This window comes from Haladaptatus halobius, assembly GCF_020618475.1.
Lineage (GTDB): Archaea > Halobacteriota > Halobacteria > Halobacteriales > Haladaptataceae > Haladaptatus > Haladaptatus halobius.
This window is the reverse complement of sequence record NZ_CP085341.1, coordinates 148699-173126: the sequence shown is the minus strand read 5'-3', so window position 1 is coordinate 173126 and position 24428 is coordinate 148699. Positions and strand designations below refer to the sequence as shown.

The following is a 24428-nucleotide window of genomic DNA, read 5'->3' as shown; positions in this document are numbered from 1 at the left end:
TGGGTACGCGCTCGCATCCAGCTGTTCGAACACTGGAACGAGTAGGGTACGAAGACGCTCAAAGGGAAACTCATGAAAACCGCTGATAGCCTCAGGTCGCTGTTCTCCATGGCGTGTGATGAACACCTCACGTGGAAGCGAGTATACAGGGCGTGCAGGCGGCTCGAACAACTATCGAAGGGCTAATCACGTTCTCTCAGCACGACAAACACGGCTGGATGCTTAAGCAACACACGGCGTTTGCGTCGAGCGCGAGTTCGAACGCGGGAGTGACGTTTCTCCAAAGCACACCTTCCAAACAGATTGTTTCATCTTTCAGTGACGAGATCGCAGCTCAAGACCATCGTTTGGGAAGAAAGAGGCGATGGTACGTATAATGTCGCAATATACGGCCAATCACATTCAAGCATTTTCCTCTGTTCATCCAGTAGCATGGTCGATTGCAGCTTCCTGAGTCGAGAACTCACCAAGCTTCTTCGAGCTATAGAGACTTTCGTCGAAGAGAAATACGGTGTATCCCCTGCCAATGAATGTCATATCCTCTAAGTCGACGACAATGCCGTAATTGGTGAGAATACTACATAAGAAGACCATCATCCCCGTCTTCCGAGGTAGATCTATGTTCGCTGGACTCTGAGAACCGGGTTAGAGGTAGATGTTCCAGACGACTTTCAACACGACGATATGCGAAGAAGTCGTGAAACCAACACCACCTAAATATCGCTGTCCAAATGTACATTGATGTTATCATGCGAATTTAATATCATAACTATATTTTCAAAACATTTTTTAATAATGAACTTTTCTGAACGTGTAGATGGTTGAGAACCATACGCAAGATGAGGTAGAGACCGACAACGAGAACGGATTCTCCCGTCGAAGATTCCTCACAACAAGCGGAACGCTCGCTGGAATGGGACTATTCGGTGGCATCGGTACACGAACCGTGACAGCCGCGAGCGCAGACGTTGGTATTTATCGAAATTGGCGAGTGAGGGAGGCCAGCAAGGTCTGGAAGCGGGGCTACCGCGGTCGTCCCGACCGTACCATTGGCCTCACCGACACCGGTATCGAAGCGCGTCATCCTGACCTTGGACCGTGGAATGGCATCCTCATTGGATTTAATAACAAGGATCCCGATGACGATGGCGATTCAGATCATCCGTGGAGCAAACCATTCCTCAAAGGTGGCAACGACCCGTTTGCGGATATCGACCCGGCTAACGTTACCGCTCAGACACCGAAAGTCGTCGGGTGGTATGATGCGAACGATCAGTACGGTGAGCTTGGAGATGCACCCCGCGACCAGAACGGTCACGGATCACATGTTTCCTCGATCATGGCCGGTAGCGGTCGTGCAAGCGCAATCGACTTCGACACTGTCCAAAAAGACGAACCACACGCGATCCTCGCTGCTGGAGATGTCCTTACTTACGAAGTTGAGGCACAAGCAGGAACGGGTGTCTATGCCAGCGTATACGGTGAATTCATCGGTCTCGTCATCGAGGGGCCAGATGGACAGACGCTCGACCGCACTGACTTTCAGGAGGGAGACGCGACCGTCATTGATGATAAGGGTCTCGATGGAAGTAACATCGTCGCCGACACGCCGACCGTTCACACGTCGGGAACCGCGACGTACACCGTCTATGTCCGACCGAAGACCGGAGAGACGGTAGCAACCGGCCGGGCGGAGCGAGTGAGCGTCGGCGCGTTTCTCGACCCGCAGGAGACGACCGGCGACCGCACGGCAGCCGGCGGTTCCTCGGTGCACAGCGGACTTGCACCAAATCAGAGCTTAGTCGGACTCGGCGGACTAAGCGACCCGACACTTGACCTCGGGAAGAACGCCGAGTGGTTCGCTGATACGTTTAACCTCCGATCGATCAATATGTCGTGGGGCTACCTCGGCGGAGCGCCGATCGGTGCAGGCGGTGGTACGCTCTCATTCGGGGTCGTCGAGGCGATCAAGAAAATGGCCCACGGAGGCATCCTGACTGTTGCTGCCGCGGGTAACAGTAATACCCCCGCCAATGGCAACAGTGCGCCCGCCGTCGCCGACGAAGCCATTTCAGTGGTCTCGACAGGCCCCTTCGACGGCATCGTCGATTACTCCAGTGGTGGGTTGGGAGCCGTCGACGAGGACGAGCTTGACTACTACCTAAAACCCGACGTCACTGCACCGGGCGGAGCCTCGACAGATCTCATCAACGCCGCGAAAAACGGCGATCCCAGCAAGCTCGAGAGCGAACAACCGCCCATCCGCGATTACATCGAAAAGGCCGGTACCTCGATGGCAAGTCCATATACGAACGGCATCGCAGGGTTAGTCGCACAAGCGATGGAGTTCGACGCACCGGACTCCATCGCGCTTCCAGCACCCGATGAGACGGACTTCAACGACGTGATGCGGCTCAAACAGGTACTACTGACGACGGCGAGTGAGACGGTCTTCACCGCTGCGCCGTACCACAAGGCGCACACACCAACCTACGAGTTCGGCGGCCGTGACCCCTACGAAGGCTACGGTCGGGTGAACCCCGATGCAGCGGTCGACGCTGTCTCGCGCGAGTTGACGGGGACGACCGCCGAGACCGTCGGACTCTATATTCCTGACGACTCCCGAGCGGTTGCAGGCTACGTCGCGCCGGATCCGAGCGTGCTGGAGGTGAGTGTCGACTTCAGTCACCTCTCCGGCGGGAACAAGGATGCAGCGAAGGGCAACCCACATATCGATCTGTTCGTCTACGACGCCGAATATCCGAGCGAGCACGGCGAACCAAACATTGTCGCAAAGGCGCAAGGCATCGAAGGGAACGCGTCGGTGCAGTTCGCGGCAGTCGAGACGAACGATGAGGGTGAGATCACTGACGGCGGCACGTACTACGTCGTTGCGAAGCTCGTCGATATCCCCGGTGTGTTCAATAGCTTCGACGTACAGGCGCACTTCGACCTCTCGGTCGAAACCGTGACGGATCTGATTGTCCGCGGAACCCGGACAGACGACGGCTCGGCATTCACGGCAGGCCAGACCGACCAAATCGATATCGAGATTCACGCGGATACGCCTGTTATCGTGCGGGATCGGGTTCCGCGTGAGTGGGACGTGCTCGAAGAGCCAAGCGACGTATCGAAAGTCGTCCCCGCACCCGACGGCCAATCCAACTTCGTCTACTTCGACCGGAACGGCGACGGTGCCACGAACGCGGAAGACGCCACAATCGACCACAGCTACACCTACTTCGCGGAAGCGCCGAGCGAGACCGGCGACTACGAGTTCGGGCCGGTAGAGGTCACCACCGATGTCTACAAAACGCGGAGCGACCGCGAGTGGGTAGCGGTGAGCGGCACCGCTGAGACGAACGCGGTCGTCGGCCAGAGTACGAATGCCTGAGCTGACCACGACTCGTAACCATACCACCAATCCAATCAAGACCATGACGAAACAGGCAGACTCTCCGACGACCGATTCGAAATGCGCCAGTCGATGGGACAGACGCACGTTTCTTAAGACGGTCGGTGCCGGCACAACAGTCGCGTCGTTCGGCGGAACAGCCATGGCCACCGCCAGCACCTCGGCGACCATTGACGACGCGTTCGACTTGAGTGACGCCAGCGCGAAACACGAGGCGCTGGTCGTCTTCCAGCGTAACGACGATGTCGAACGACTTGGAATGCTCGCCGTTGATGGGTTCCACCAGTTCAATGTCCTCCCGATCGGATTTGTAGTGCTGACCAGCGAGCAGATCCGAACCGTCGCCACCTGGCCGAGCGTTCAGGGTGTATACGCGAACAAAGAACTGGAGTGGCACAACGACGATGCGCGCGAGCTGACCAAGGCTAAACCCGTTCAAGATGGTACCGGACTGAATTGGCCCTACACTGGTGAGTCCGTCCACGCCGCTGTCCTTGATACCGGCACTGACGGTGATCATCCCGACCTCGTGAATAATCTTCAGGCAAACTGGCAGTTCGTCGGCGTCCCGGAAGCACAGGACGAACCGTACACGTGGGCGGACGTCAAGCCAGCCGACACCGATGAGAACGGTCACGGCACCCACACCGGCGGGAGTATCGCCGCCGACGGCACCCAGAGTGATGGCCAATACAAGGGCATGGCTCCGGACGCCGACCTCACTGTCTACAGCATCGGAGCTACACTCTTGCTGGTCTACATTGTCTCGGCGTGGGATCACCTGATCGAACGCAAGCGTGACGGAAAAACCGACATCCAGGTTGTCTCGAACTCCTACGGCCCGGTCACCGACGGCAAAGACGTCGACCCGCACGAGCCGGTCAACGTTGCTGCATGGTACGCATTTCAGGAAGGAATTGTTCCGCTATTCTCGGCGGGTAACAGCGGTCCGGGCGAGAAGACGCTCAGCCAACATGCCAAACTGCCCTACACAATCGGCGTCGCCGCGACGTTCGACGAAACGAATCCGAAACCGGATCGCCGAGTCACGGAGTTCTCCTCGCGTGGACGACCGCGCGATTTCGATGGTCCCTCGAACTACGACCGCCAGACAGCACTCGAGAACATCAAAGACATCTATGACTACGAGAGTGGCGAAGAGCCCTCACGGCCCTATGGCGTCTATCGTAACGGCGTCGGCGCACCGGGGAATCTCGTGATGAGCACGCTCTCACCGGCCGACGCGCTGCAGACTTATCCCAGTCTCGGTGATCCAAACGAACAGGATGGCGAAATCTGGTATGGGAAAATTAGCGGCACGAGTATGTCCTGTCCGGTGACAGCGGGGTGTGTAACGCTCATCATCGACGCCTACCAGCAGAACAACGCCGGGACGCCCGATCCGATCGACGTGATCAATACGGTCGAGGCGACCGCGACGAACTACCATCCCGATCAGTACACGGCCATCAACATTGGGACTGGGTTCGTTGACGCTATCGCTGCAGCCAAACGAGCTGAGACGGGCAATTGGGCGACTTTTGCGGAAGCGAGCGACTCGATCATCGATAACTGACTATAAACATAACACCACTTCCAACATAATCATGACAGATATCCCTACTAACCACAATGGACAAAGCAACGAACAAACCGATCGATTCACAGACAGTTCCATCAATCGACGCACCTTCGTACGATTGTCGGCGGCGACCGGTGCAGCGCTCGCCCTTCCAGGCAACGCGAGCGCGAGCGTTTCCTCCGAGAAGATGGAGACCGAGTACGAGTACGTACTTAACCACACCGCCACTGATTATGCGGTTCCAACGCTCGTCACCTTCACCGATGAAACGGGGCCGGAAGACTTGAAATCAGTGATCGAGGGAGAAGTAATCACCACTACTGAGCCACAACCCGCGGCGTATACCCAGCTGACGACGACCGAAGCACAGACGGCGGCCGACCTCCCAACAGCGGAGACGCTTTCGCACTCACCCGGCTCAAATCCGTTCTGGCGGCTGGGTTATTATCCCTTTGGCGTGTTCCCCGAACCACGCCGCAGCACAGGTTTCATCGATTACGAACAGATGATCGACGGGCTGAATCACCTCGAATCGCAGCACTCTGACCGATTGAACGTCTATTCGATCGGAAAAAGCCCCGGACACTACAACTATCTCACTGACCGCGAGGATCCAAAGGAGCTCTACGTCGCGGAAGTGACGAACGATATCGCCGACGAGGCGGCCTTCCGCGAGAAGACGAAGATCATGTACAGCCTCTCGATCCACGGTCTCGAACGTGCGGGCGCGGAGGCCGGCTCGCGATTCATCGAAGGACTCCTCCGCGGGAACGAGACTAATACGGCGCAATTGCTCGACGACCTCGTTCTCGTTTTCGTTTATCCGAATCCAGATGGGTGGGTGGCGAAACACCCACAGTACGAGAGCGGCTGGCAGCTTGCGGGGCCGGAGGGCGGTGCACCCGTTATTCCCTTCTATGAGCGCGGCACCGCCGAGGTGTACGACACCAACCGCCAGTACCCGACCGTCGGGTGGATCGATCCGGCAGAGTTCCCGGGTGAACCGACGGGCGCGAACCTCACGGACGACGAGCCCGGGATCGACGACGACGTGCCTGACGCGATCTACGAGCACGTCCCCGACACGCTCTCGTTCGTCGAACACTTCCGAAACTACGAGAACCTCGAATTTGGCGCTGATCTCCATGGAGCGCTTCATCTCCCGGAGTTCGTTCTCGGACTGATCAGCCAGCACCAGTTCTCGAACGACCAATTCCACAAGCTCTATCAGCTGAACAGAGAAGTTGACGAAACCCTCGAGGCGGCACTCGAGACATGGACAACGATCGGCGACCTCCAGGAGACGTTGACAGGTGATACGAACATCAAAGTGCTCTACGAGACTCTTCCAGAGGAGGCGTTCGACTATGGTGGTATCTGGGACACTATCGGGTACACCGACGCGGGCTTCTTCGGCGACTGGATGGCTCACCCCAAGGAGCTGGGCGGACTCGGGCTGACCTCGATGGACTTCGAGATGGCGTACTCGCACATGGTCGGCGCGAATGTGTACGATCCCGAGCTAGTGCGAATGCAGGTTCTCGGCTACCGAACCGCCATTCGCACCATCGCCGAGTACGCCACAAAGAACGTTGAGTCGTTCATCGACACGGCCGGGGACTCGGTCGCGTACGTCACGACCGACTCGCTGACGCGCTCGTCGGATGACCTGTCTTTCATCCAGAACCCGAACAAGGGTTCCTCGACGACGAATGGGACGAATGAGACGTCGCTCACTCTCGATGCAGGGGGTGTCAGTACGGCCGAACAAACCGTCGCCGACGACGTGGATGAGTTGTCCGTGCAGGTTCAGCCTCGGCCCGACACCCTCGTAAACGTCGAACTCCGAGGTCCCGATGGGACAACCGTTCGCTCGTTCGACCTGCCGGAGGCGGGGCGCTCCACCGGTGATCTGCCGGAGTTCGCAGTAAACAATCCTGCCGCCGGAACGTGGACTGTCGCGGTCACCAACATCTTGAAATCCGCCGGCGAGGCTACAGTCGTCTTTGGTACCCTCAGCAGCAGCGGAATCAACCCCGATCCGAAGGAGGTGCTCGGCTACAGCCAGCGCGAATACGAGGTCGACCCGCTCGTCTACTTCGAAGATATCACAGGAGAGACGACCGCGGCTGTCGACCCACTCACTGTCGCGGATGTCAAAGGCGGTACTCATCTCGATTACGATCACCTCGTCGTGATCCACGACGACGCCATCACCGACACTGGGTATATTGACGCGCTAGATGAATTCGTCGACAGCGGTGGTAATCTCGTGGTGACCGATACGGGGGTGCAGCTGCTCGGACCAATGACGAACGATCTCGCCGCGGGTATCGACGGTAAGCACATCGACAGCCGTGAGGATCTCTATCTCGGCTACATTGGGGTATCTCCGCCAAGCGTCGCCGTCACGGGCGGCGATAGCGGGAACAAGAATGGAGACCACCCGCTGCTCGAGGATACCCGTGAAATCCAAAAGCAGCTGTACAAAATCGTTCCGTTGGGGTACAACGTTGGATACGAGGCTCCGATGACGGTCATCGATCCCAACGCCTTCAAGAACGCAAACGACACGAACACTGTCGCCACGATCGCCGGGCGGACGAGCGGGGCGAACGACTGGGTCGGTGCTGGGTCGCTCACTCACCGCGGCGAAAGTCCGGCTGACGACCCCGGCGACGGTATCCATGTCATCGGTGGACTGCTACCGCCAGCCTCACAGGAGCACCTCCACCCGTTCGGGTTGCTCGATTACACCGTCTCGTTCTTCGGTCAGACAGTGCTCGTGAACGCGCTTGACGCCACGCAGATCCGGAAAATCGACGGTGAGGTGGTTCGGACGTTCGGCGAAGCGGACAACTTCGCGGTCGACGCACCTCCAATCCCATTCAGCGTCTCCGGCTCGCGTTCAGACGACGGTTCGACGTTCACGGCGGGCCAGACCGACCAGATCGACATCGCGGTAACGCCATCAGACAAGTCTACAGTACGTGATATAGTACCGACCGAATGGACAGTCAAGACGGGATTCAGCGACGATGTCGAACGCGTCGAGCAGGCAGACGGGGTGAAGTACGTCTACTTTGCCACGCAGGCCGCGGCCGACGAAAAGACGAGCTACACCTACTTCGTCGAGGCGCCTGATTCGACCGGCTCGTACGAATTTGGCCCGATTGAGGTTAATCCGACGATTCGCGACAGTTGGATCACCGTCGACAGTACCACGGAGACGAACTACGTTGCTGGCGCTAATACTAACGCCTAACTCTGCAGCGCCAACTTTCAGAGATATCATCGACCCAATATAATTTGATTTATCGGATACATCCAGAATGTCACCACACAAAACCGATACGAACACGCCTGAGCACAGATTGAGCGGCTCGAAACACTCATCAGATGAACGAGATAACCTGAATATGAGAAGTGCTCGTATGCATGGGAGCGCAAGAAGACTTCAAGCAGACGATCTGTGAGCTCCTCACGAACTATGAGACCTATCGATTGATGTAGACGGAGGGAACGAAGGAACCGCTGTCGGGACGCTTCTACAGGCAGCGAGTGTAGTTTTATATAGCATTATGAGATTTATAAATTCTGAAGTTGCTGTTTTCGCGGGATAGGACGACTATAGTGCACGATTACACTGGAAGTGGTGGTGTGTGGTGTACTTCCGCATTTCTGACTAAGCGGAAGTGAAAATGAGCAAGTCGCCGCCCTCGGTGAAGCATATTTCGTCCATTCACGCGATTAGCCGCTTCCACGCTTCGATTTCTGCAATTTGGTATCACGCTATAGCTCCGCCCAAAGCTTGTCCACCTCCTCGTTCGTGAGACAGTGAAGAGGAACGATTTATTTTGATAATCGTCATTAGACTTTCTCCTATTCGTTCGCCGTGTCAGTTTTGACTCGGAATCGTAGATGCATCACATCGGGTGATTCTACCATCCTCCTTCGTTCCAGTTCGACCGGGCAGCGGGCGAGGTTCTCCAGGCTCATACTTCTGCCTGTAGCGGCGTCTTTTTCGGGGGTTGGCTTGGGGATGCCCGGGCTCTAAACGGTAACTGCCGAGAGCGTGGGGGCGACCCGCTAGGCTCCGTCGAGTTCCTCGGCCAACCCGACGATGATGCCTTCGGGGCCGCGCACAAAGCAGAGACGGTACACGTCTTCGTACTGGGCGACTTCGCCCACGAGTTCGGCTCCATGGGAGTGGAGGCGGTCGAGGACTTCGTCGATGTCGTCGACGGTGAACATGATGCGGCGGATCCCCAGGGTGTTCACCGCCGGTTCCTCGGATCCGTCACGGGTGGCCTCGGGTGTGATGAATTTCGAGAGCTCGACGTGGCCGTGGCCGTCAGGGGTCCGCATCATGGCGATGTCGCTCTGGACGTTCTTGAGGCCCACGACGCGGTTCGCCCACTCTCCCTCGACGCGCGTCTCGCCCTCCAGCTGCATACCGAGCTCCGTGAAAAATGCCTTCGCAGTTTCAAGGTTCTCGACCACGATGAGGACGTTGTCCATTTGCTTGATCGTCATAGTCCGATCAAACCCCTCCTGTATTTGCTAATTTATTCGCAACGACGAGTCCAAGAACGACACCGAACCCGAAGACGACAAAGCGAGGCGGACCTCGTTGCATGGAACGCCCGCTATCTGCCCTCTGTTTTGTCTTTGTGTATTTTGTACCACAGGACGTGGGTCGGTTCGCGCATGACTTTGGAGCCATCACTTCTACAGACGGGCCGTCATACCCTCAAGATTCGTTCGAACATGTTCGAGTAAACAGTCATCGTGGCTGCTATCGTCCTCTAGTTCATGAAATCACCTGCTGGAGTATCAAAGAATGAATCGAATTACAGAGGAGCACGATTACGTAACCAAGTTCGAAGTATCGCAGCGATTCCGATGAAACGAATCATGCGCGTATTGCTGGGAGTGGAGGCTGCATCATTCTTCCTCGCCGCCACAATTCATGCAGGGATGCTCATCAGTGGCTATGAGCATCATGAGGCAATGATTGCCGAGAGTGTAATCGGTACGGTTCTGCTCGGTGGCTTAGTGATAACCTGGCTCCATTCACGTTCAATGTTCACAACCGCCATAATCGTCCAAGCATTCGCATTACTGGGTACGCTTGTCGGAATCTTCACGATCATCATCGGCATTGGCCCACGTACTGTCCCAGATATTGCATACCACGTAAGCATCGTGATAGTGTTAGCAGTTGGTCTTGGATTGGCCCGACGCGGACGTAGAACTGAAACAATATGAGGCCCGTCACAGACCTGAACGTCGGTGATGTTGTGTATAGCTTCAGTGGATTCCCCCAGACGGGCTCCTACGCAGAATACACAACAACGGTGATCGCAAATTAGCTATTTTTGACTACACTCGTAAACGGAAGTCGAAACGGGTGGTACTACCACGCCCTCAAGGAAGCCCAAGATCCAGTTTGCCAACAAACGTAGGTTCATTAGGGACTGAGGTCGAGCAGTACGTTACTCTAAGTGAGTTGGCGCAACAGGTCTGTTTTTCGCCATCTCGACTCGCTACTCCCTCTCCGTCTGGTAGTGAAGTATCACGACCCCGGTCCCAGTTGTCTTCGTGTCCACGAGTTGCAGATTGGTTTTCTTGCTCCCATCTCTGAAGAGCCGCTTGCCACCGCCGAGAACGAGCGGGTGAATCATAAGCTGATATTCGTCGACGAGATTATGCTCCATGAGTATTTGAACAAGCTCGCCACTGCCGATGACACGGATGTCCTGGCCTGACTGTTGTTTCAGCTCGGCGACCGCTTCAGCAACGTCTCCCTCGAACAGCGTCGAATTCTGCCATTCCACTGTGTCCAAGGTTCTTGAGGCGACGTATTTGTCGATGCTGTTCATCACGTCGGCGAAGTCGGCGTTGACCTCTTCATCCGCCGTCGGCCAGTACGCGGCGAAGATCTCGTAGGTCTTCCGTCCAAGTAAGAGGGCGTCCGACATGGAGATCCCTTCGGAGACTGTGTCTGTATAGACCTCATCGAGGTATTGCATCTGCCAACCGCCATGCTCGAACCCACCGTCGCGGTTCTCGTCTGGACCACCCGGGGCTTGCATGATCCCATCAAGCGACAGAAACTCGCTTACGATTACCTTTCTCTGTCCACCGCCAGTCTGGCTGATGTTGTCAGTCATTGTCTCGTTCTCACTCATTTGTGTCACCTCAACTTCCGCAGTCTATATCGCTTGCTCCTATCTTAACCAGAGTGGCCCGGATCCACTTCACTAATGATGAATAGCACCATTCAAGGTGATCTACAATTGCTTTCGATAGAATGCGATCGCATCACTTTCTGATTCAAATCATCAATCATCCATCAAAACAGTCGATTACTGCTTCTTAGACCATAAGTGGAAGTGATTAACCCCCGATAGCCCCAAAATCGATCCATGCGCAGGTTGTAGTGCAGATCAAGTGTCTAGAAACTCTCTATCCGAAAAGGTATAGTGTGATCCGAACAATGACAATTTTAGCCTATCAACAAGGAAGCGGCTATTTGTAAGGCGAGCTACCTCCACTTTCACATCGTTAGGGTAACATCTATAGCAACCGCTGACCTCCAGTGAAACAGAAAGCTAGGCTAAAGGAGATCAATATGAATACTCCAATCACGGTACCCGACTTGTCATCTCGACCGTTTCAATTAGTTGTTGAGCACGCTATGGCGACAGAGCCAGCAGACCTGTTTCGAGCGTGGACAGAAGAATTCGATCGCTGGTTTGCGGCTCCAGACACAGTGGTAATGGAGCCCGAGATAGACTCCCCTTTTTTCTTTGAAACGCATTATGAGGGTGAGCGCCATCCGCACTATGGAAGGTTCCTTAGGCTTGAGCCGGATCGCCTCGTCGAACTCACGTGGCTTACCGGAGCAGATGGCACTAAGGGCGCCGAAACGGTCGTAACCGTAGAACTCACTCCCAAGGAAGATGATACACGGCTGAAACTGACACATGCCGGATTCCCAGACGAGGAGTCGAAAGACCGCCATGAGGAAGCATGGATCAACGTACTGAAGCAATTAGATGGGGCTTACGTCAGTGCCTGATCACGCGCCTGACTGATTGATAGAAGGGGATAAATACTAGTCACGGACCAATATGGCAAAACACAGAGCTAGACGATTTGTTCGACGGTGTCGAAGACAACTACGTCCATCAGTATGGATTTCCGAGCTGCCTAGCACCCGCTGACGAGAGTGAAAACACAGCGCGAGAGAATGGGAGCTGACTAAGCAAGCGTCAGCACGAAGTACTATGGCTTCTACGAATACAGCGCGATACGATTTGTTGAAATTCTCGTGGTCTTGCAGTACGTAGATCGAGTCATCGATATTGCGGTTTCACCAAAAGGAAGGCTACAGAGTGGAGTTATCAGGCTGTCGGAGCGTTCTGCTCGAGATACTCTTGTTCCCACTCTCGTCGAGCTTCGATTTCTCGCTGGCCACGCTGAGTCAGCGTATAGATGTTTGTCCGGCGATCCTTTTCGCTCTTCTCGATCAGTCCTTTGTCGACGAGTGCATCCAGATTTGGATAGAGTCGACCGTGATGGACTTCCTTTTCGTAGTAGCCCTCGAGGTCGTCTTTGATGGCAAGTCCATGTGGATCCTTTAACCCCTTCATCACGTACAACAGGTCTCGTTGAAAGCCAGTTAGATCGTACATTGTTCTCCCACTAGCCATTGTCTCGTTTTTATGAAATTCTTTACGGTATGTGAGCGTTCACAGGGGTGATCAGGTGTATAACGGTGGTTTGTAATGCTGAGTTTTTACCTTAAGCCATGAATATGGACATCCTCAAAATTCTGTTACTACTGGCTAAAATCGTAAGCGGAAGTGGAATTCGGCGGGACGACGCCCTCCACGAAGCACAAACCCTATCATTGCCAGCGAGAGACTGATTCTCTGTCGAAATCCAGGGCGCGAACATTGACCTGTCGACGACCGCACTCAGTGCCCGTTCACGTGAGAGTTCCGCGTTTCCGGTGATCAGCCATGAGCCGACGAACGGCCCTGCAGCCACTTAGATTTACGCTGGCAGGATATCCGCTCGCACTATGTAGCTCATTCATACTATCGAGCCGTGTCCTCATGGATGGACAGTAGCTTTACTGAACACCAGCGCGTAGCGAGCTAGTATGAGTCAATCAGTTCAGCTTGAACTGCCTCCGCCTGACCAAGACGCTATCGATGTCGAGAACGGCTCAATTTTCTTCGTTGGCACTGCCACAGTGATCATCCGCTATGCAGGCTTCACAATTCTTACTGACCCAAACTTTCTCCACGCGGGAGATCACGTTCATCTCGGGTACGGCGTCACCGCAGAGCGCCAGACCAACCCAGCGATCGATATAGAAGAGATACCACCGGAAGTGGATTTCGTCCTCCTCTCGCACTACCATGGTGATCATTTCGATCATCTGGTCCAAGAGAAACTCGATAAAGATCTCCCAATCATAACAACGCAGCATGCCGTCGAGAAGTTGGCGGATAAAGGCTTTCATGAGACGTATCCGCTGGATACGTGGGACACGATGACCATTTCTAAGGGTACTGCCGAACTTGATATCACGTCGATGCCTGGAAGACATGGCCCACCGGTCGTCGAAAAGGCAATGCCGCCCGTCATGGGAAGTATGTTGGAATTCAAGCCTGAAGGAGACAATACTGCCCTCCAGTTCTATATTACGGGAGACACACTCATGTACGATAAACTAAAAGAGATCCCAGAACGCTATCCGGAGATCGATCTCGCACTGCTACATTTGGGGGGAACCAAAATCCTCGGTGTGCTCCTGACAATGGATGCAGAACAAGGTGTCGAAGCTGTTGAACTATTCGATGCGGACACTTCGATCCCCATCCATTACAATGACTATGAAGTCTTCCAATCGCCCCTCTCCGACTTCAAGGAGGCAATTGCGGAGGCAGGCCTCGAAGAACAAGTTGCATACTTGAACCATGGTGAAACCTATCAGTTCACGGTGCCAGTGGATCGTCTCGGCTGAGAAGATAGATTCATCGATGAATAGCTGCGTCCCCCTTTGGTTATTCTACTCGGGTGAGCATTCATAGAGGGAATGTTGCTTGGCTGAGGAAATAGAATCCAAAAGCAAAGACTAGCGCGGCCGATACGATTTGCGAAATTGCGTGTATTCGTTCACTGCGTCCCTTAGCAAGTGCGAAAAACGCGCCAGCGCCTGCGCCGATAAAAGCCATTGTAATCGTAATCGCGGCTGCATATGCGAGTACCGCCAGTGCCACTATTTCTTGCCCGGTGTTCGTGACGATAATGGAGATAAACGCGATCATGCTGACCGGAGGTGATAAGGTAAACAATGCGCCGACAATACCGACCTTCAGATACTCAGCGATCATGTGTTTATGTGTGTGCGAAGGAAGTGAAGACGATTTGTGCTGCTTGCTCGAAATAGGCAAATGAAGATGAAAGTGAGCGTGATTGGTGCCATCGTCCGAATGGCTGTGTTCATGTCTATGAATGAACGTTCGGATCCCAGCGACGCCTAATACCCCACTTAAGAGGATCAAGACCAAGCCAAGGACGATCGTTCCAACTGATTCGATCATGGGTGGGAATGTCGTTTGTCCGAGCAGGAAATACGCAATGAGAATCCAGAGGATGACGAGGACTACGTGGCCAACAGCGAAGCACGTTCCGACGATCGCTGAGAGCTTTGAATTTCCAGCTTCACTTGTGAGCGAGGCAATCCCTGCTGCGTGATCCGGCTCGATTCCATGGGCAATCCCGAGGACGCTCGCTGTGAGGAGGATAGCTGATGTCGTTGTTAAATTCATCTATAGTAATCACCGTCAAGATCAATCATCCTTAGTACACAACGTGACGTAATGGTATACAGCAGTATATATAGTACTGCCTCTCGTTCTCGTTTTCATCTAATAATTCTGCACCGGATAACAGCATCAGGTGCGCGTGCTAACGACTATCGATACACTGTATCTGATAGTTTCTCTTTCACCATATTTAATCTAACTCTATTATTACTTAAAAGTTGAATCCACTGTGCTGAACCCGACTACTGGCATCTAATCCTGACGAAGCGGTGGCGTGAGCCGTGGTTATGGTGCACTGCTGCCTAAATCATAAGCGGAAGTGGAATCGGATCAGTCCCTGCCCTCGGGGAAGCAAATTTCGTCCGTTCGAACTACTCACCTCTTCCAAATCAGCACTTTTGCTGAATTAACCTCCGATTTTGACAGAGTGGATGAGATGGAGCATAAGCAGTCACTTGTAGGCTGTAGGCTCTACTATGCGGCTCTCTGGTTTATTGGCTCTCTGTCGCTACTTGGCAGTATGAATAAATCAGGCATAGTACGGTTGTCGGTTGAGGGGCGCGTGATCGATACCGAAGATAGCGATTCACTATTGTTGGACAGTTTGTTTAATGGTGGGTATACCGTCATTGATAATGATCTCGTCTGCGTCAGCCGGCACTTCGAATTCAAATTGCTCACCGTCAATATTGATGATTGCAGTGCTGGCAACAATATAAAGTGAGATCTCACCCGTGTTTAGTCCAAAATCCACAGCAAGAATATTCTCATCATCGTACTCGTGTTTGCGAATCATAATACTATCTTGACTCCTGGCCAGATCTTCTATCTCATGTGGTGTCTGCAAGACTGTGCGCCTGGACGGAATCACGGGGCTCTGACAGCAGTTATTTACAGCATTCGCGTGTACGATCTGGCTACTACACTCGCTGGCGGGCAACAGGTATTATTAACCTATGGGTTGTCTTCCTGTTGCATGCAAAGTGTTATTCACCTCATCTCGGGAGATGAAACCGAACAAGAAACCGCACTCGCTATCGCTCAAAACCTCCTCGACGACGAGAGTGGCACCATTGACGACGTCGCAGTCGTCATCCAATCAGAGGGAATCAAAGCGGTCACACCCGATGGGGACAGCACAGAGCAGGTGCGATCACTACTGGACGAGGGCGTTTCGTTCAGGGCCTGTAGTAATACCCTCGACATGATGGATCTCAACGAATCCGACCTCATTGGGGGCGTGGAAACCGTCCCAGAGGGTGCTGTCGAAGTGACACGGCTGGAAAACGAAGGATATGCCTACATGCGACCATAGCGAATCGAGTACTCGGCTCCCTATTTATAAATAACCGTTCAGAAACATATTTACAAGATAGTAACGCACAAAGTGGAAAACGATGGATTTGACCAATAGAAACGAGAAAGTCGGTGCTGCTATGGCCAGATTATTGGTTAGCATATTAAATATAAAGTACAGCTAGGTATGAGGAGCACTGTATAGTGAGGCTAGTTTGAGAAGTGAACAGTACAGTGGTTTTAGTATCCCTGCTCACCCAAGAACTGCTCACCGAGATGTTCGAGACGGCGAATCTTGCATGTTGGGGGTGTAAGCGGAAAGCCTTGCTTAGTTCTCAGTGTCGCCGGCAACGAGGTGAAACGAAGATTGATGTCATTAAGCATCGCGAGAATATAGGGTCGTCCGATGTTAATACCGATCCTCAATGGATCTCATTTATTGGATTTACTCGGTCTGTGGCACATCCTGACAGGCTTTCATGACCACTTTGTTCATCGAAGGATGAGCGTGGATAAGGGTGTTCCTGAGCTCATCGACCGTTACACCGGAGCGAACAGCTGGAGTAACCTCGTGGATCAACATCGACGCCTCGTGGCCAATGATGTGACAGCCGAGAATCTCGCGGCTTTCGGGATCCGCAAGTACCTTGACGAACCCGTGGTCGAGCTTCAGTGCGCGGCTCATTGCAGTGTCGGTGAATTCGGCATGTCCGACGACATACTCCTTACCAGTGTCTTCAAGCGCCGATTCAGTCTCGCCAACCGCGCCGATTTGAGGGTCAGTGAAGACGGCGTGTGGGAGCGCGGTGAAATTGGCTTCTCGACCCTTCTCGCGCGCAACGTTGTCGATGACGATTTCACCTTCGTAGTCGCCGGAGTGTTTGAACATCCCATTGTCGGCGATGTCGCCCATTGCCCAGATGTTCTCGACATTCGTTCGCAATTGGGTGTCAGTCTCGATGAATCCCGCATCAGTAGTGGAAACGTTCGTCGCCTCTAGATTGATTCCGTCTGTATTGGGGCGGCGGCCGAGCGCTACCAATAACTCGTCGCCATCCACCTCAATTTCGTCGCCATCCTTAGATTCAGCGGTCACGGTGATTTCACCGCCCGATTCTGCGGTCTCCGATGCTCGATACCCGGTATAGATCTCGTGGCGTTCGCTTGCCATGTCGGTGAAGGCGTCCGCAACCTCGCTGTCCTCGCGAGGCACTAGGGAATCTTCCATTTCGATGAGCACCACGTCAGTCCCAAAGGACTCGAAGTAGTAGCCGAGTTCCGCCGCGATGTAGCCTCCCCCGAGAATCACGAGTCTGTCCGGGCATTCTTCGACTCGGATGGCGTCGGTGCTGGTGAGGAAATCCACATTATCGAGTCCGTCGATTGCGCTGGGAATCACAGGTATGCTTCCTGCCGCGATGACCACCCTTTCAGCGGTGTGGGATTCTCCTGTGTCCACGAGTTCGATGGTGTAGTCGTCAACGAACCGCGCCTCTTCTTGAAAGAGTGTGAGGTTTTCTTGCTTACGCTTGGTGTCTGCCTTCGTGCTCGCGGCCTCGGCAAGTTCGTTGTTCACCTCGCGGACGAACTCGCCGAAGCGGATGTCATCGATACGCGCATCGATGCCGAATTCGCCAGCTCTCCGGATTCGATTGACGACGTTCGCGTGCTGGATAAGCATTTTTGAAGGGTTACAACCTCGATTGAGACACAGTCCACCAATTGGTCCTTTCTCGATGAGTGCAGTGTCGAGACCCTCAGCGGCTGCCGCCGAAGCGACTGTGTTGCCGGTGCCACCGCCGAAAACGATAAGGTCGAAGTCTGCCATTGCAACCCAGATTAAGTGTGTATACCTAAATAGTCGCTGTCCGCAGCGGTTTATGCCCGGAACATCTATCTATCCGTGTATCACAGGACGATTTAGCTCGAGTACCAGCTAGTTCGGCGACCCTGATATCGATGACGACCTCGAATGATCCGAGCAGGGCATCTCGATTCGAATCGACGAGCGACGCTGCGGTAAGGCCATCACGATCATCGAGGATTTCGACCCGTCGACATTTGACGTTTCGAATCTTGCCTCGAACCTGAAGAGCCACTTCGCCATCGGAACCGTTGATGATGGTCGCATCGAGTTGCGGGGCCACCACACAGACCGCCTCCTCGAACTCCTCGCAGAATACAGATTCAGCGTCGAAGAGTGACCGTATTAACGGCGAAACATCCTAGCAGGCCAGAGTTACTAATTGGCTTGCTGGCCTATTAGATGATATGGATCGCACGAATCCAGCTACCGGTAACGCGCTAGAACCGATCGAGGACGACACCGAGGAAGATATTGACGCCGCACTTGATACAGCGAGTGAAACCTTCGAGGCCTGGCGTGAGACCTCAATCGGCGAACGTCAACAACTCATCGGGAACGCGGCAGATGTACTCCGCGAAAACAAACAGGAGTACGCCGAACTGATGACACGGGAGATGGGTAAACCAATCGCCGGAGCCGTTTCCGAGATCGAAAAGTGCGTGTGGGCATGTGAATACTACGAGGAACGCGCCGACGAGTTTCTTCAGAACGAGCTAATCGGGAGCGCACCCGAAACGAAGACCTACGTCTCCTACGAGCCGCTCGGTCCCGTCCTCGCCATCATGCCGTGGAACTTCCCGATGTGGCAGGTTTTTCGCTTTATTGCACCTCATCTCACCGCCGGCAACGTAGGATTACTGAAACACGCCTCAAACGTCCCTGGCACTGCCCAAGCTATTGAGGACGTGCTGCTGGAGGCGGGCTACCCTGAGGGTGTCTTCCAGTCACTCATGATTCACTCCGATCAGGTAGAGGACATCATTCGCGACTATCGACTCGCGGCAGTGACGCTTACCGGGAGTGAAGGCGCGGGCCGGGCGGTCGCCGAAACGGCGGGCAGCGAAATCAAGAAGTCGGTGCTCGAACTCGGCGGCAACGACCCATTCGTGGTGCTCGACGACGCCGATATCGAGACTGCCGCCAAAGTCGGTGCACAGGCACGGTGTCAGAACAATGGCCAATCGTGCATTGCGGCAAAGCGTTTCATCGTCCACGAGGCGATCTATGACAAGTTTTTGGATCGATTCACCAAGGAAATGGACGCGCTTACCGTCGGCGACCCAATGGACGAAGACACCGACGTCGGGCCGCAGGCCCGCAGGGATTTGATGGAAGACCTCCATGATCAAGTACAGGCCACGATCAAGGACGGCGCAACCTGTGATCTTGGTGGCAAGCCGCTCGACCGCGACGGCTTTTATTATCCACCGACAGTACTGACCGATGTACCCCACGATTCTGCTTCGGCCTGTGAGGAGGTCTTCGGGCCGTCGGCCGCAGTATTCGCGGTCAGTGGTGAAGCAGAGGCAATTGAACTCGCCAACGACATCGACTACGGACTCGGTGCCTCGGTCTGGACAGAGGATTTGGATCGCGGCGAGCGCGTCGCCCACGAATTCGACGCGGGTATGACCTATGTCAACCAACTCGTGAAATCGGATCCAAGACTCCCCTTCGGCGGCGTAAAGGATTCGGGCTATGGCCGTGAACTCGCCCGCCACGGCATCCGCGAGTTCACAAATAAAAAGACAATATGGGTGCAGTCAACGGACGATTGAGCCGTTCCAATCGCCGGATTGCAACTCCGACCGTCGCGTGGTAGAGGGATGATCGTCGAGAGCGCGATCGGCCACTCCTGATTTGACGCTGTTTTTTTGATTGTTATGCCATACTCTTATTTCACAGGCCTCTACACCTTCCGCAGAGCTATCCAACGAATCCATGATTATTGACCCGATAGTCCATTCTCTCACACAGTGAATCATTATGCGGCCTAGGGACTATAATCTGGCGACGGCACTTCGATCGTGTCCACGATATTATCGAGCTGTTCGCCGATGGTTGCAATGATATCATCGAGTGTCACGATACCGGTGAGGTTGTCATTCTCGTCGACAATAAGGATTCGACGAACGCCGTGGTCGCCGATTGTTTGCGAAAGTTCGATGACTTCTATAGGTGACTCATTAGAACCAAAACTTGCTTCAAGTTCGATTCTGCCCTTCTTCATGCACGATTTGAAAACTACTGGATAGAGAAGCGTGCTCAATCAGTGTTATCGATCTCGACAAACCGTACTTGGACAGCGATATCTTGACCTGTTGCGTTGCTCACTCGGCGATCAATTTGTGTGGCAAGATTGGGGTAGGATGTTCCGGGAGGGTGTCCAACTGTGACAATAATTCGATTTGCATGCTGAAAGGGAAACTTGCCACCATATTCAACTTGCATATTAAGCAGTGTAAGTTGTTTATGTTCAGGTGAATGAAGAAGTGCGGTAATTTCAGCATTAGCTTTTTGCTCAAATTGAGCGCTCTGGGCAGTGGAATATGTGACATTCGCGAGAACCACCGAGAGAATGACAATCCCAAGAAAGAGAATCAATATGTGTTTAATTGTTTCATACTGCGCTTCCGATCGCTTAAACCATTGTTCCGGTCGATATCCTTGATACCAGAGAACTAAAAGCGCAGCCAAATTAATTGAAAGAACGTTGACTAGGACAAGGATGCTAGATCCAAATACAACCACTGGAAGGCCCCACGCGATACCAATCCCAACGAGCGCTATCGGCGGAATAAGTGCAGCGGCAATCATCACGCCGACGAGCGCAGTTGATACGCCAGTCGAAAGCGATAACGCGCCCGCGATACCTGCGCCGAGAGCGACAATGAGTGATAAGAAATCGGGAGAGAGACGGCCTTTGACTTGACTAAGCTCGACGACGTTAACCCCAGACGGAAGGAGAGCTGTCGTCTTAACGAGTAGACTGATTAAGATGGCACTTATGATTGCGACTGCGAAGCCAATCAGCTGGAGTTTTAAGCCATGAAAAAACATCTCTCGATCGCTCGTTACGGTACCTACGCTTGTCTCCATCGCCGGGCCAAGCAACGGAGCGATAACCATCGAACCAACGACAATCGCGGGGGAATTCACCAGTAGACCGATGGCCGCAACGACCGCACTGATGATCGTCATAATGAGATAGGTTCCGAAGTCAGGCACTAGATTGTTGGCCCTCGTGTACAATTCTTCACGAGCAATACGCCCTTCACCCGGAGTTTCTGCAGCATAGCGCTCTTTAAGAGACTCGAAATGTGGTGCGATGACGGTTTCTGCATCAACGATGATCATATAGGTATCTTCGTCGAGACCGCCATTCTCGCGAAGACGATCGAGAACGGGTTCAACCGCGTTTGTTGGCAGTGGAAAAGAGACCACGGCTGCATAGTTGCGGTTGCTTATCTCTGTTGTAATATCGAAATCGATCCCCTCGTCATCAAGTATCTCCAAAACGGCCGCCTGCTTCTCTGCTGGAACTCGAATTTTAATTGAGCGCACAGCCTAATTTTGAGCTTGATGGATAATAGAACACATGGTAGTCCACAGGCAGGTACTGTCCAGAACCGGATGATGTGGCGGTCTCAGAAGGGCAATCCGCTAGCACATACGCGAGAAACAGACAATAGAACTCGAAGAGTACGCAGTTTAGCATCTGACTGAGGATTTCTGGCAGTTTATGTATTATTTTAGTTCGGAAAACATAGTTTAAACTTTTTTAGAAATATATATTTCAAAGTTATCTCTAATGTAGAGAACTTATCGGACGGTAGTGTTGCCATGTAGATTTCATCGTCACTGTCATCACACAACAGTATCTTTCCGAATCTCCCTGGCTATCATCCCTAATTCGATGTATTGTGACCCACCTGCTGTTGATAGTGTTACCATCCTTCGGTTTCTGTGAGGAAACGTCCGAAGGAAGAAGCAAGGAGGAAGGGGAAAGCAACGAGACCGAGGCGGTAAGTGAGGAGGATGAAGAAGACGAATCTTCGTCCGCGGAGACTCTTGCGGAGCTTCGTTCGCTATTCGACGCCCCCGGAGTGGGAGGGGACGATGATATGGACGAAGAGACGGTGGAAGCGGCAGAAGAAATTGAGGAGGAACAAGATGACGGACGAGGAGGGGGCTAACCCGGTCAGCCGAGGCTGCGATCCCGTAGCGATGACGCTCCGGAGGAGGAAGTCATGATTGATCACTACATGAGTATCGATACCTACAAGACAGAAACGAAAATTGCTGTGTTCGATGTTGAAGGAGAGCTTGTTGAAGCGGTTCACATGAGTGACGCGAACCTCAAGAGATCGCTCGGAAGTACGCCGGAAGCGAAGCAGCCCTTGAGGCGTCCGGCAACTACTTCACGATCTCCGATACCCTCAACGAGCATCGAAAAAAGCGGCGAGGAGGGTCATACTACCGAAAAGGCCGAAGGAAATAACCCGGATTCGGCGAAATAATACGAATCACATGCCAACCGACCGTTCACTCGCGGCGGAGGCCGAGACTATGGAGATTATCGACCAGCACGCCTCCATCGTTGAGACGACAGCGATGGATCATAACCGAGAGGGTGAGATCAGAAAAGTACTGGACGCAGACCGCGACTGGCTTATAGATTTCGTCGACATCGAAGAACTCGGCTCCGTGACTGATAACGATGAAGCATGGAATACTGTCGTCTCGGAGCTCTCACAGCAGGGTGAAGAACACCTAAGCGACCGACTTAGTTCGCTGAAAGAGCGAGCCGAACGCCCATTCCCGTCGCTACTCAAACTGGAATTCGAGCCAGAGGACGGACTTGAATTCGTCCCTGGCCAGTACGTTCGCATCAGCTACGAGGATGAGGAGCCTCGAGTCTACTCTATCGCTAGTTCGCCAAACAGTACGGACGTCGACCTGTGTATCCGGCGTGTCCCTGGTGGCCACTTGACGCCGACTCTCTGTGACGAGACGGTCGTCGGTGACGATCTATTCGTCCGCGGACCGTTCGGCGATGAATTCACCCTCACGCCACCCTCGGATCGCGACGTAATCTTTATCGCTACGGGGACGGGCGTTGCGCCATTCAAGAGCATGATCGACTATATCTTCGAAGAAAATCGCGACGAATACAATGGCGAAAAGCGGGATATTTGGCTCTTTCTAGGCTCTTCCTGGAAAGATCATCTTCCTTACCGGGAGGAATTTTCCGAGTATACCGCAGAGTGGGAAAACTTCCACTACGTGCCGACGTGCTCGCGTGAAGAATATCTCTCTGAGTGGGCTGGCGAGACGGCATACGTCCAGCAGACATTTCTCAAGTATCTCGACGAGCAGGAAACAGCGGCGGATAGCCTGCCCGCGGAGATAGCCGGGTGGGTACGGGAAACGCCCGTTTACGACATCAATGCACGTATCGACCCCTCATCGATGGAGGTGTACGTCTGCGGCATCGGTGCGATGGCCAACAGCGTCTCCGACGTCGTCGAGCAGTTTAATCTGCCCGATAACCACTACAAAAAGGAGAGTTATGGATAGTTTCGAGGTATATTAACACTAGTTTCCCATCTACCAATTATAATATTATTTTCCAATTAGGATATAATTCATCTACTCTCGGGACAAGTATGTACGATTTTCGTTGCGCGTGAGTGCACGTCTCGGTGGATTTCGATTCGATCTTGAATCGAGACATCTCCGTCAAGACGAGAGGCGCTCGGCGCCTGAATTTCTGGGTTCGGCGCTTATTTAGACATCTATGACAGCCTGCTACCGCAACAAACTACGTTTACGAAAATAGGTCTTGAGGTGAGAAGTTGATCAGACCGAAGAGTGAAGAGAATCACCATCAAGGATTGGATTCTGCCGGCTGATCAGCGGGAGACACATAGATGATAAAGTGATCGCTCACGCTGGCCGCGACAGGCCACTGAGCGCCGCCTTGACGTAAACCTCTTTGACGACAGCTCCCTCCTCATTGTCCAACACGGTGACGTACGAGTCACGTTTATGAACGTTGATTCCAAGGAAGCACATGGTTCCCTCTGGGATGGTACAGTCTGGAGGGAGCCACATCTATGCGAGGTCGCCACCTGACTGCCTTTTGGGCAGCCAGGCTGAGCCCCATGATGGTGTTTCTTTGACACGGAGACTGATCAGTACCACACGCTGAAACTCGTTATCTAGTAGTTAGCCTTCGCCATCCCAGTTGTCCTCCACGCATTCTGGGGACTTAGCAGACTGTTATCCTATCAATGCTGTTAGAATAACCACCAAATATGGCTACAACTACCGATAGTGATTACTTACCTGAGTCATAAGATGCAGACAAGAGGATAATTCTTCGGAGAGTGATTGACATGGTCAAAAATAGAC

General features: G+C 53.5%; 22 protein-coding genes. 13 read left to right on the top strand and 9 right to left on the bottom strand.

The features are described from left to right. Window positions 1-817 precede the first annotated feature (817 nt). From LIW51_RS36820 to LIW51_RS36810, 3 genes are read left to right on the top strand one after another with little or no spacing between them, the layout of a single operon-like run. A complete protein-coding gene (locus LIW51_RS36820; RefSeq protein ID WP_227380579.1) occupies window positions 818-3394 on the top strand; it encodes a S8 family serine peptidase in 2577 nt (858 codons plus the stop codon). A gap of 43 nt (window positions 3395-3437) precedes the next feature. Then, the gene (locus LIW51_RS36815; protein ID WP_227380578.1) at window positions 3438-4991 is read left to right on the top strand and encodes a S8 family serine peptidase; all 1554 of its coding nucleotides are present in this window, start codon (window positions 3438-3440) and stop codon (window positions 4989-4991) included. Window positions 4992-5022: 31 nt separating this feature from the next. After that, window positions 5023-8262, top strand: coding sequence for a M14 family metallopeptidase (locus tag LIW51_RS36810; RefSeq protein ID WP_227380577.1), 3240 nt, complete (start codon window positions 5023-5025; stop codon window positions 8260-8262). An 824-nt stretch (window positions 8263-9086) separates the two neighbouring features. On the opposite strand, the gene LIW51_RS36805 is transcribed toward LIW51_RS36810, so the two are convergent. Beyond that, the gene (locus LIW51_RS36805) at window positions 9087-9533 is read right to left on the bottom strand and encodes a VOC family protein (protein ID WP_227380576.1); all 447 of its coding nucleotides are present in this window, start codon (window positions 9531-9533) and stop codon (window positions 9087-9089) included. Window positions 9534-9812: 279 nt separating this feature from the next. Here LIW51_RS36805 and LIW51_RS36800 point away from each other — a divergent pair, with 279 nt between their 5' ends. Beyond that, on the top strand, window positions 9813-10268 hold the full coding sequence (locus LIW51_RS36800; protein ID WP_227380575.1) for a hypothetical protein: 456 nt from the start codon (window positions 9813-9815) through the stop codon (window positions 10266-10268). 278 nt (window positions 10269-10546) lie between these two features. On the opposite strand, the gene LIW51_RS36795 is transcribed toward LIW51_RS36800, so the two are convergent. After that, the gene (locus LIW51_RS36795) at window positions 10547-11191 is read right to left on the bottom strand and encodes a dihydrofolate reductase family protein (protein ID WP_227380574.1); all 645 of its coding nucleotides are present in this window, start codon (window positions 11189-11191) and stop codon (window positions 10547-10549) included. 443 nt (window positions 11192-11634) lie between these two features. Between LIW51_RS36795 and LIW51_RS36790 the strand changes: the two genes are divergently transcribed. Next, on the top strand, window positions 11635-12084 hold the full coding sequence (locus tag LIW51_RS36790) for an SRPBCC family protein (protein WP_227380811.1): 450 nt from the start codon (window positions 11635-11637) through the stop codon (window positions 12082-12084). A 325-nt stretch (window positions 12085-12409) separates the two neighbouring features. Here the strand turns inward: LIW51_RS36790 and LIW51_RS36785 are convergent, their stop codons facing one another. Beyond that, entirely contained in the window at window positions 12410-12700 is a 291-nt protein-coding gene (locus LIW51_RS36785; protein WP_227380573.1) for a PadR family transcriptional regulator, read from the bottom strand. Window positions 12701-13173: 473 nt separating this feature from the next. On the opposite strand from LIW51_RS36785, the gene LIW51_RS36780 reads away from it, so the two are divergent. After that, entirely contained in the window at window positions 13174-14043 is an 870-nt protein-coding gene (locus tag LIW51_RS36780; protein WP_227380572.1) for an MBL fold metallo-hydrolase, read from the top strand. Between the two features lie 61 nt (window positions 14044-14104). Here LIW51_RS36780 and LIW51_RS36775 read toward each other — a convergent pair whose 3' ends face one another. Both LIW51_RS36775 and LIW51_RS36770 read right to left on the bottom strand, forming a co-directional pair. Further along, window positions 14105-14851: a hypothetical protein gene (locus LIW51_RS36775; protein ID WP_227380571.1), complete on the bottom strand. Its 747-nt coding sequence runs from the start codon at window positions 14849-14851 to the stop codon at window positions 14105-14107. Between the two features lie 586 nt (window positions 14852-15437). Further along, complete coding sequence (locus LIW51_RS36770; protein WP_227380570.1) at window positions 15438-15644, bottom strand: DUF7127 family protein; 207 nt, start codon at window positions 15642-15644, stop codon at window positions 15438-15440. Window positions 15645-15824: 180 nt separating this feature from the next. Between LIW51_RS36770 and LIW51_RS36765 the strand changes: the two genes are divergently transcribed. Both LIW51_RS36765 and LIW51_RS39760 read left to right on the top strand, forming a co-directional pair. Further along, on the top strand, window positions 15825-16163 hold the full coding sequence (locus LIW51_RS36765) for a DsrE family protein (RefSeq protein ID WP_227380569.1): 339 nt from the start codon (window positions 15825-15827) through the stop codon (window positions 16161-16163). Between the two features lie 276 nt (window positions 16164-16439). After that, window positions 16440-16541, top strand: coding sequence for a DUF3956 family protein (locus LIW51_RS39760; RefSeq protein ID WP_227380568.1), 102 nt, complete (start codon window positions 16440-16442; stop codon window positions 16539-16541). A 48-nt stretch (window positions 16542-16589) separates the two neighbouring features. Here the strand turns inward: LIW51_RS39760 and LIW51_RS36755 are convergent, their stop codons facing one another. After that, on the bottom strand, window positions 16590-17972 hold the full coding sequence (locus tag LIW51_RS36755) for a dihydrolipoyl dehydrogenase family protein (protein WP_227380567.1): 1383 nt from the start codon (window positions 17970-17972) through the stop codon (window positions 16590-16592). 160 nt (window positions 17973-18132) lie between these two features. Here LIW51_RS36755 and LIW51_RS36750 point away from each other — a divergent pair, with 160 nt between their 5' ends. Both LIW51_RS36750 and LIW51_RS36745 read left to right on the top strand, forming a co-directional pair. Continuing rightward, window positions 18133-18348: an SUI1 family translation initiation factor gene (locus tag LIW51_RS36750; protein WP_227380810.1), complete on the top strand. Its 216-nt coding sequence runs from the start codon at window positions 18133-18135 to the stop codon at window positions 18346-18348. Between the two features lie 67 nt (window positions 18349-18415). After that, window positions 18416-19789 carry an NAD-dependent succinate-semialdehyde dehydrogenase gene (locus tag LIW51_RS36745; RefSeq protein WP_227380566.1) on the top strand — a complete coding sequence of 458 codons (1374 nt, stop codon included), beginning with the start codon at window positions 18416-18418 and terminating at the stop codon, window positions 19787-19789. 215 nt (window positions 19790-20004) lie between these two features. Here LIW51_RS36745 and LIW51_RS36740 read toward each other — a convergent pair whose 3' ends face one another. Together LIW51_RS36740 and LIW51_RS36735 are read right to left on the bottom strand one after the other, a co-directional pair. Next, window positions 20005-20241: a CBS domain-containing protein gene (locus tag LIW51_RS36740; RefSeq protein ID WP_227380565.1), complete on the bottom strand. Its 237-nt coding sequence runs from the start codon at window positions 20239-20241 to the stop codon at window positions 20005-20007. A 35-nt stretch (window positions 20242-20276) separates the two neighbouring features. Then, window positions 20277-21575: a TIGR00341 family protein gene (locus LIW51_RS36735; protein WP_227380564.1), complete on the bottom strand. Its 1299-nt coding sequence runs from the start codon at window positions 21573-21575 to the stop codon at window positions 20277-20279. A 359-nt stretch (window positions 21576-21934) separates the two neighbouring features. Between LIW51_RS36735 and LIW51_RS36730 the strand changes: the two genes are divergently transcribed. From LIW51_RS36730 to LIW51_RS36720, 3 genes are read left to right on the top strand one after another with little or no spacing between them, the layout of a single operon-like run. Next, a complete protein-coding gene (locus LIW51_RS36730) occupies window positions 21935-22207 on the top strand; it encodes a hypothetical protein (protein WP_227380563.1) in 273 nt (90 codons plus the stop codon). A 54-nt stretch (window positions 22208-22261) separates the two neighbouring features. After that, window positions 22262-22531, top strand: coding sequence for a hypothetical protein (locus LIW51_RS36725; RefSeq protein ID WP_227380562.1), 270 nt, complete (start codon window positions 22262-22264; stop codon window positions 22529-22531). A 10-nt stretch (window positions 22532-22541) separates the two neighbouring features. Next, window positions 22542-23591, top strand: a complete 1050-nt coding sequence (locus LIW51_RS36720; RefSeq protein WP_227380561.1) for an FAD-binding oxidoreductase — start codon at window positions 22542-22544, stop codon at window positions 23589-23591. Window positions 23592-23960: 369 nt separating this feature from the next. Here the strand turns inward: LIW51_RS36720 and LIW51_RS36715 are convergent, their stop codons facing one another. Then, entirely contained in the window at window positions 23961-24128 is a 168-nt protein-coding gene (locus LIW51_RS36715) for a hypothetical protein (RefSeq protein WP_227380560.1), read from the bottom strand. Window positions 24129-24428 lie beyond the last annotated feature (300 nt).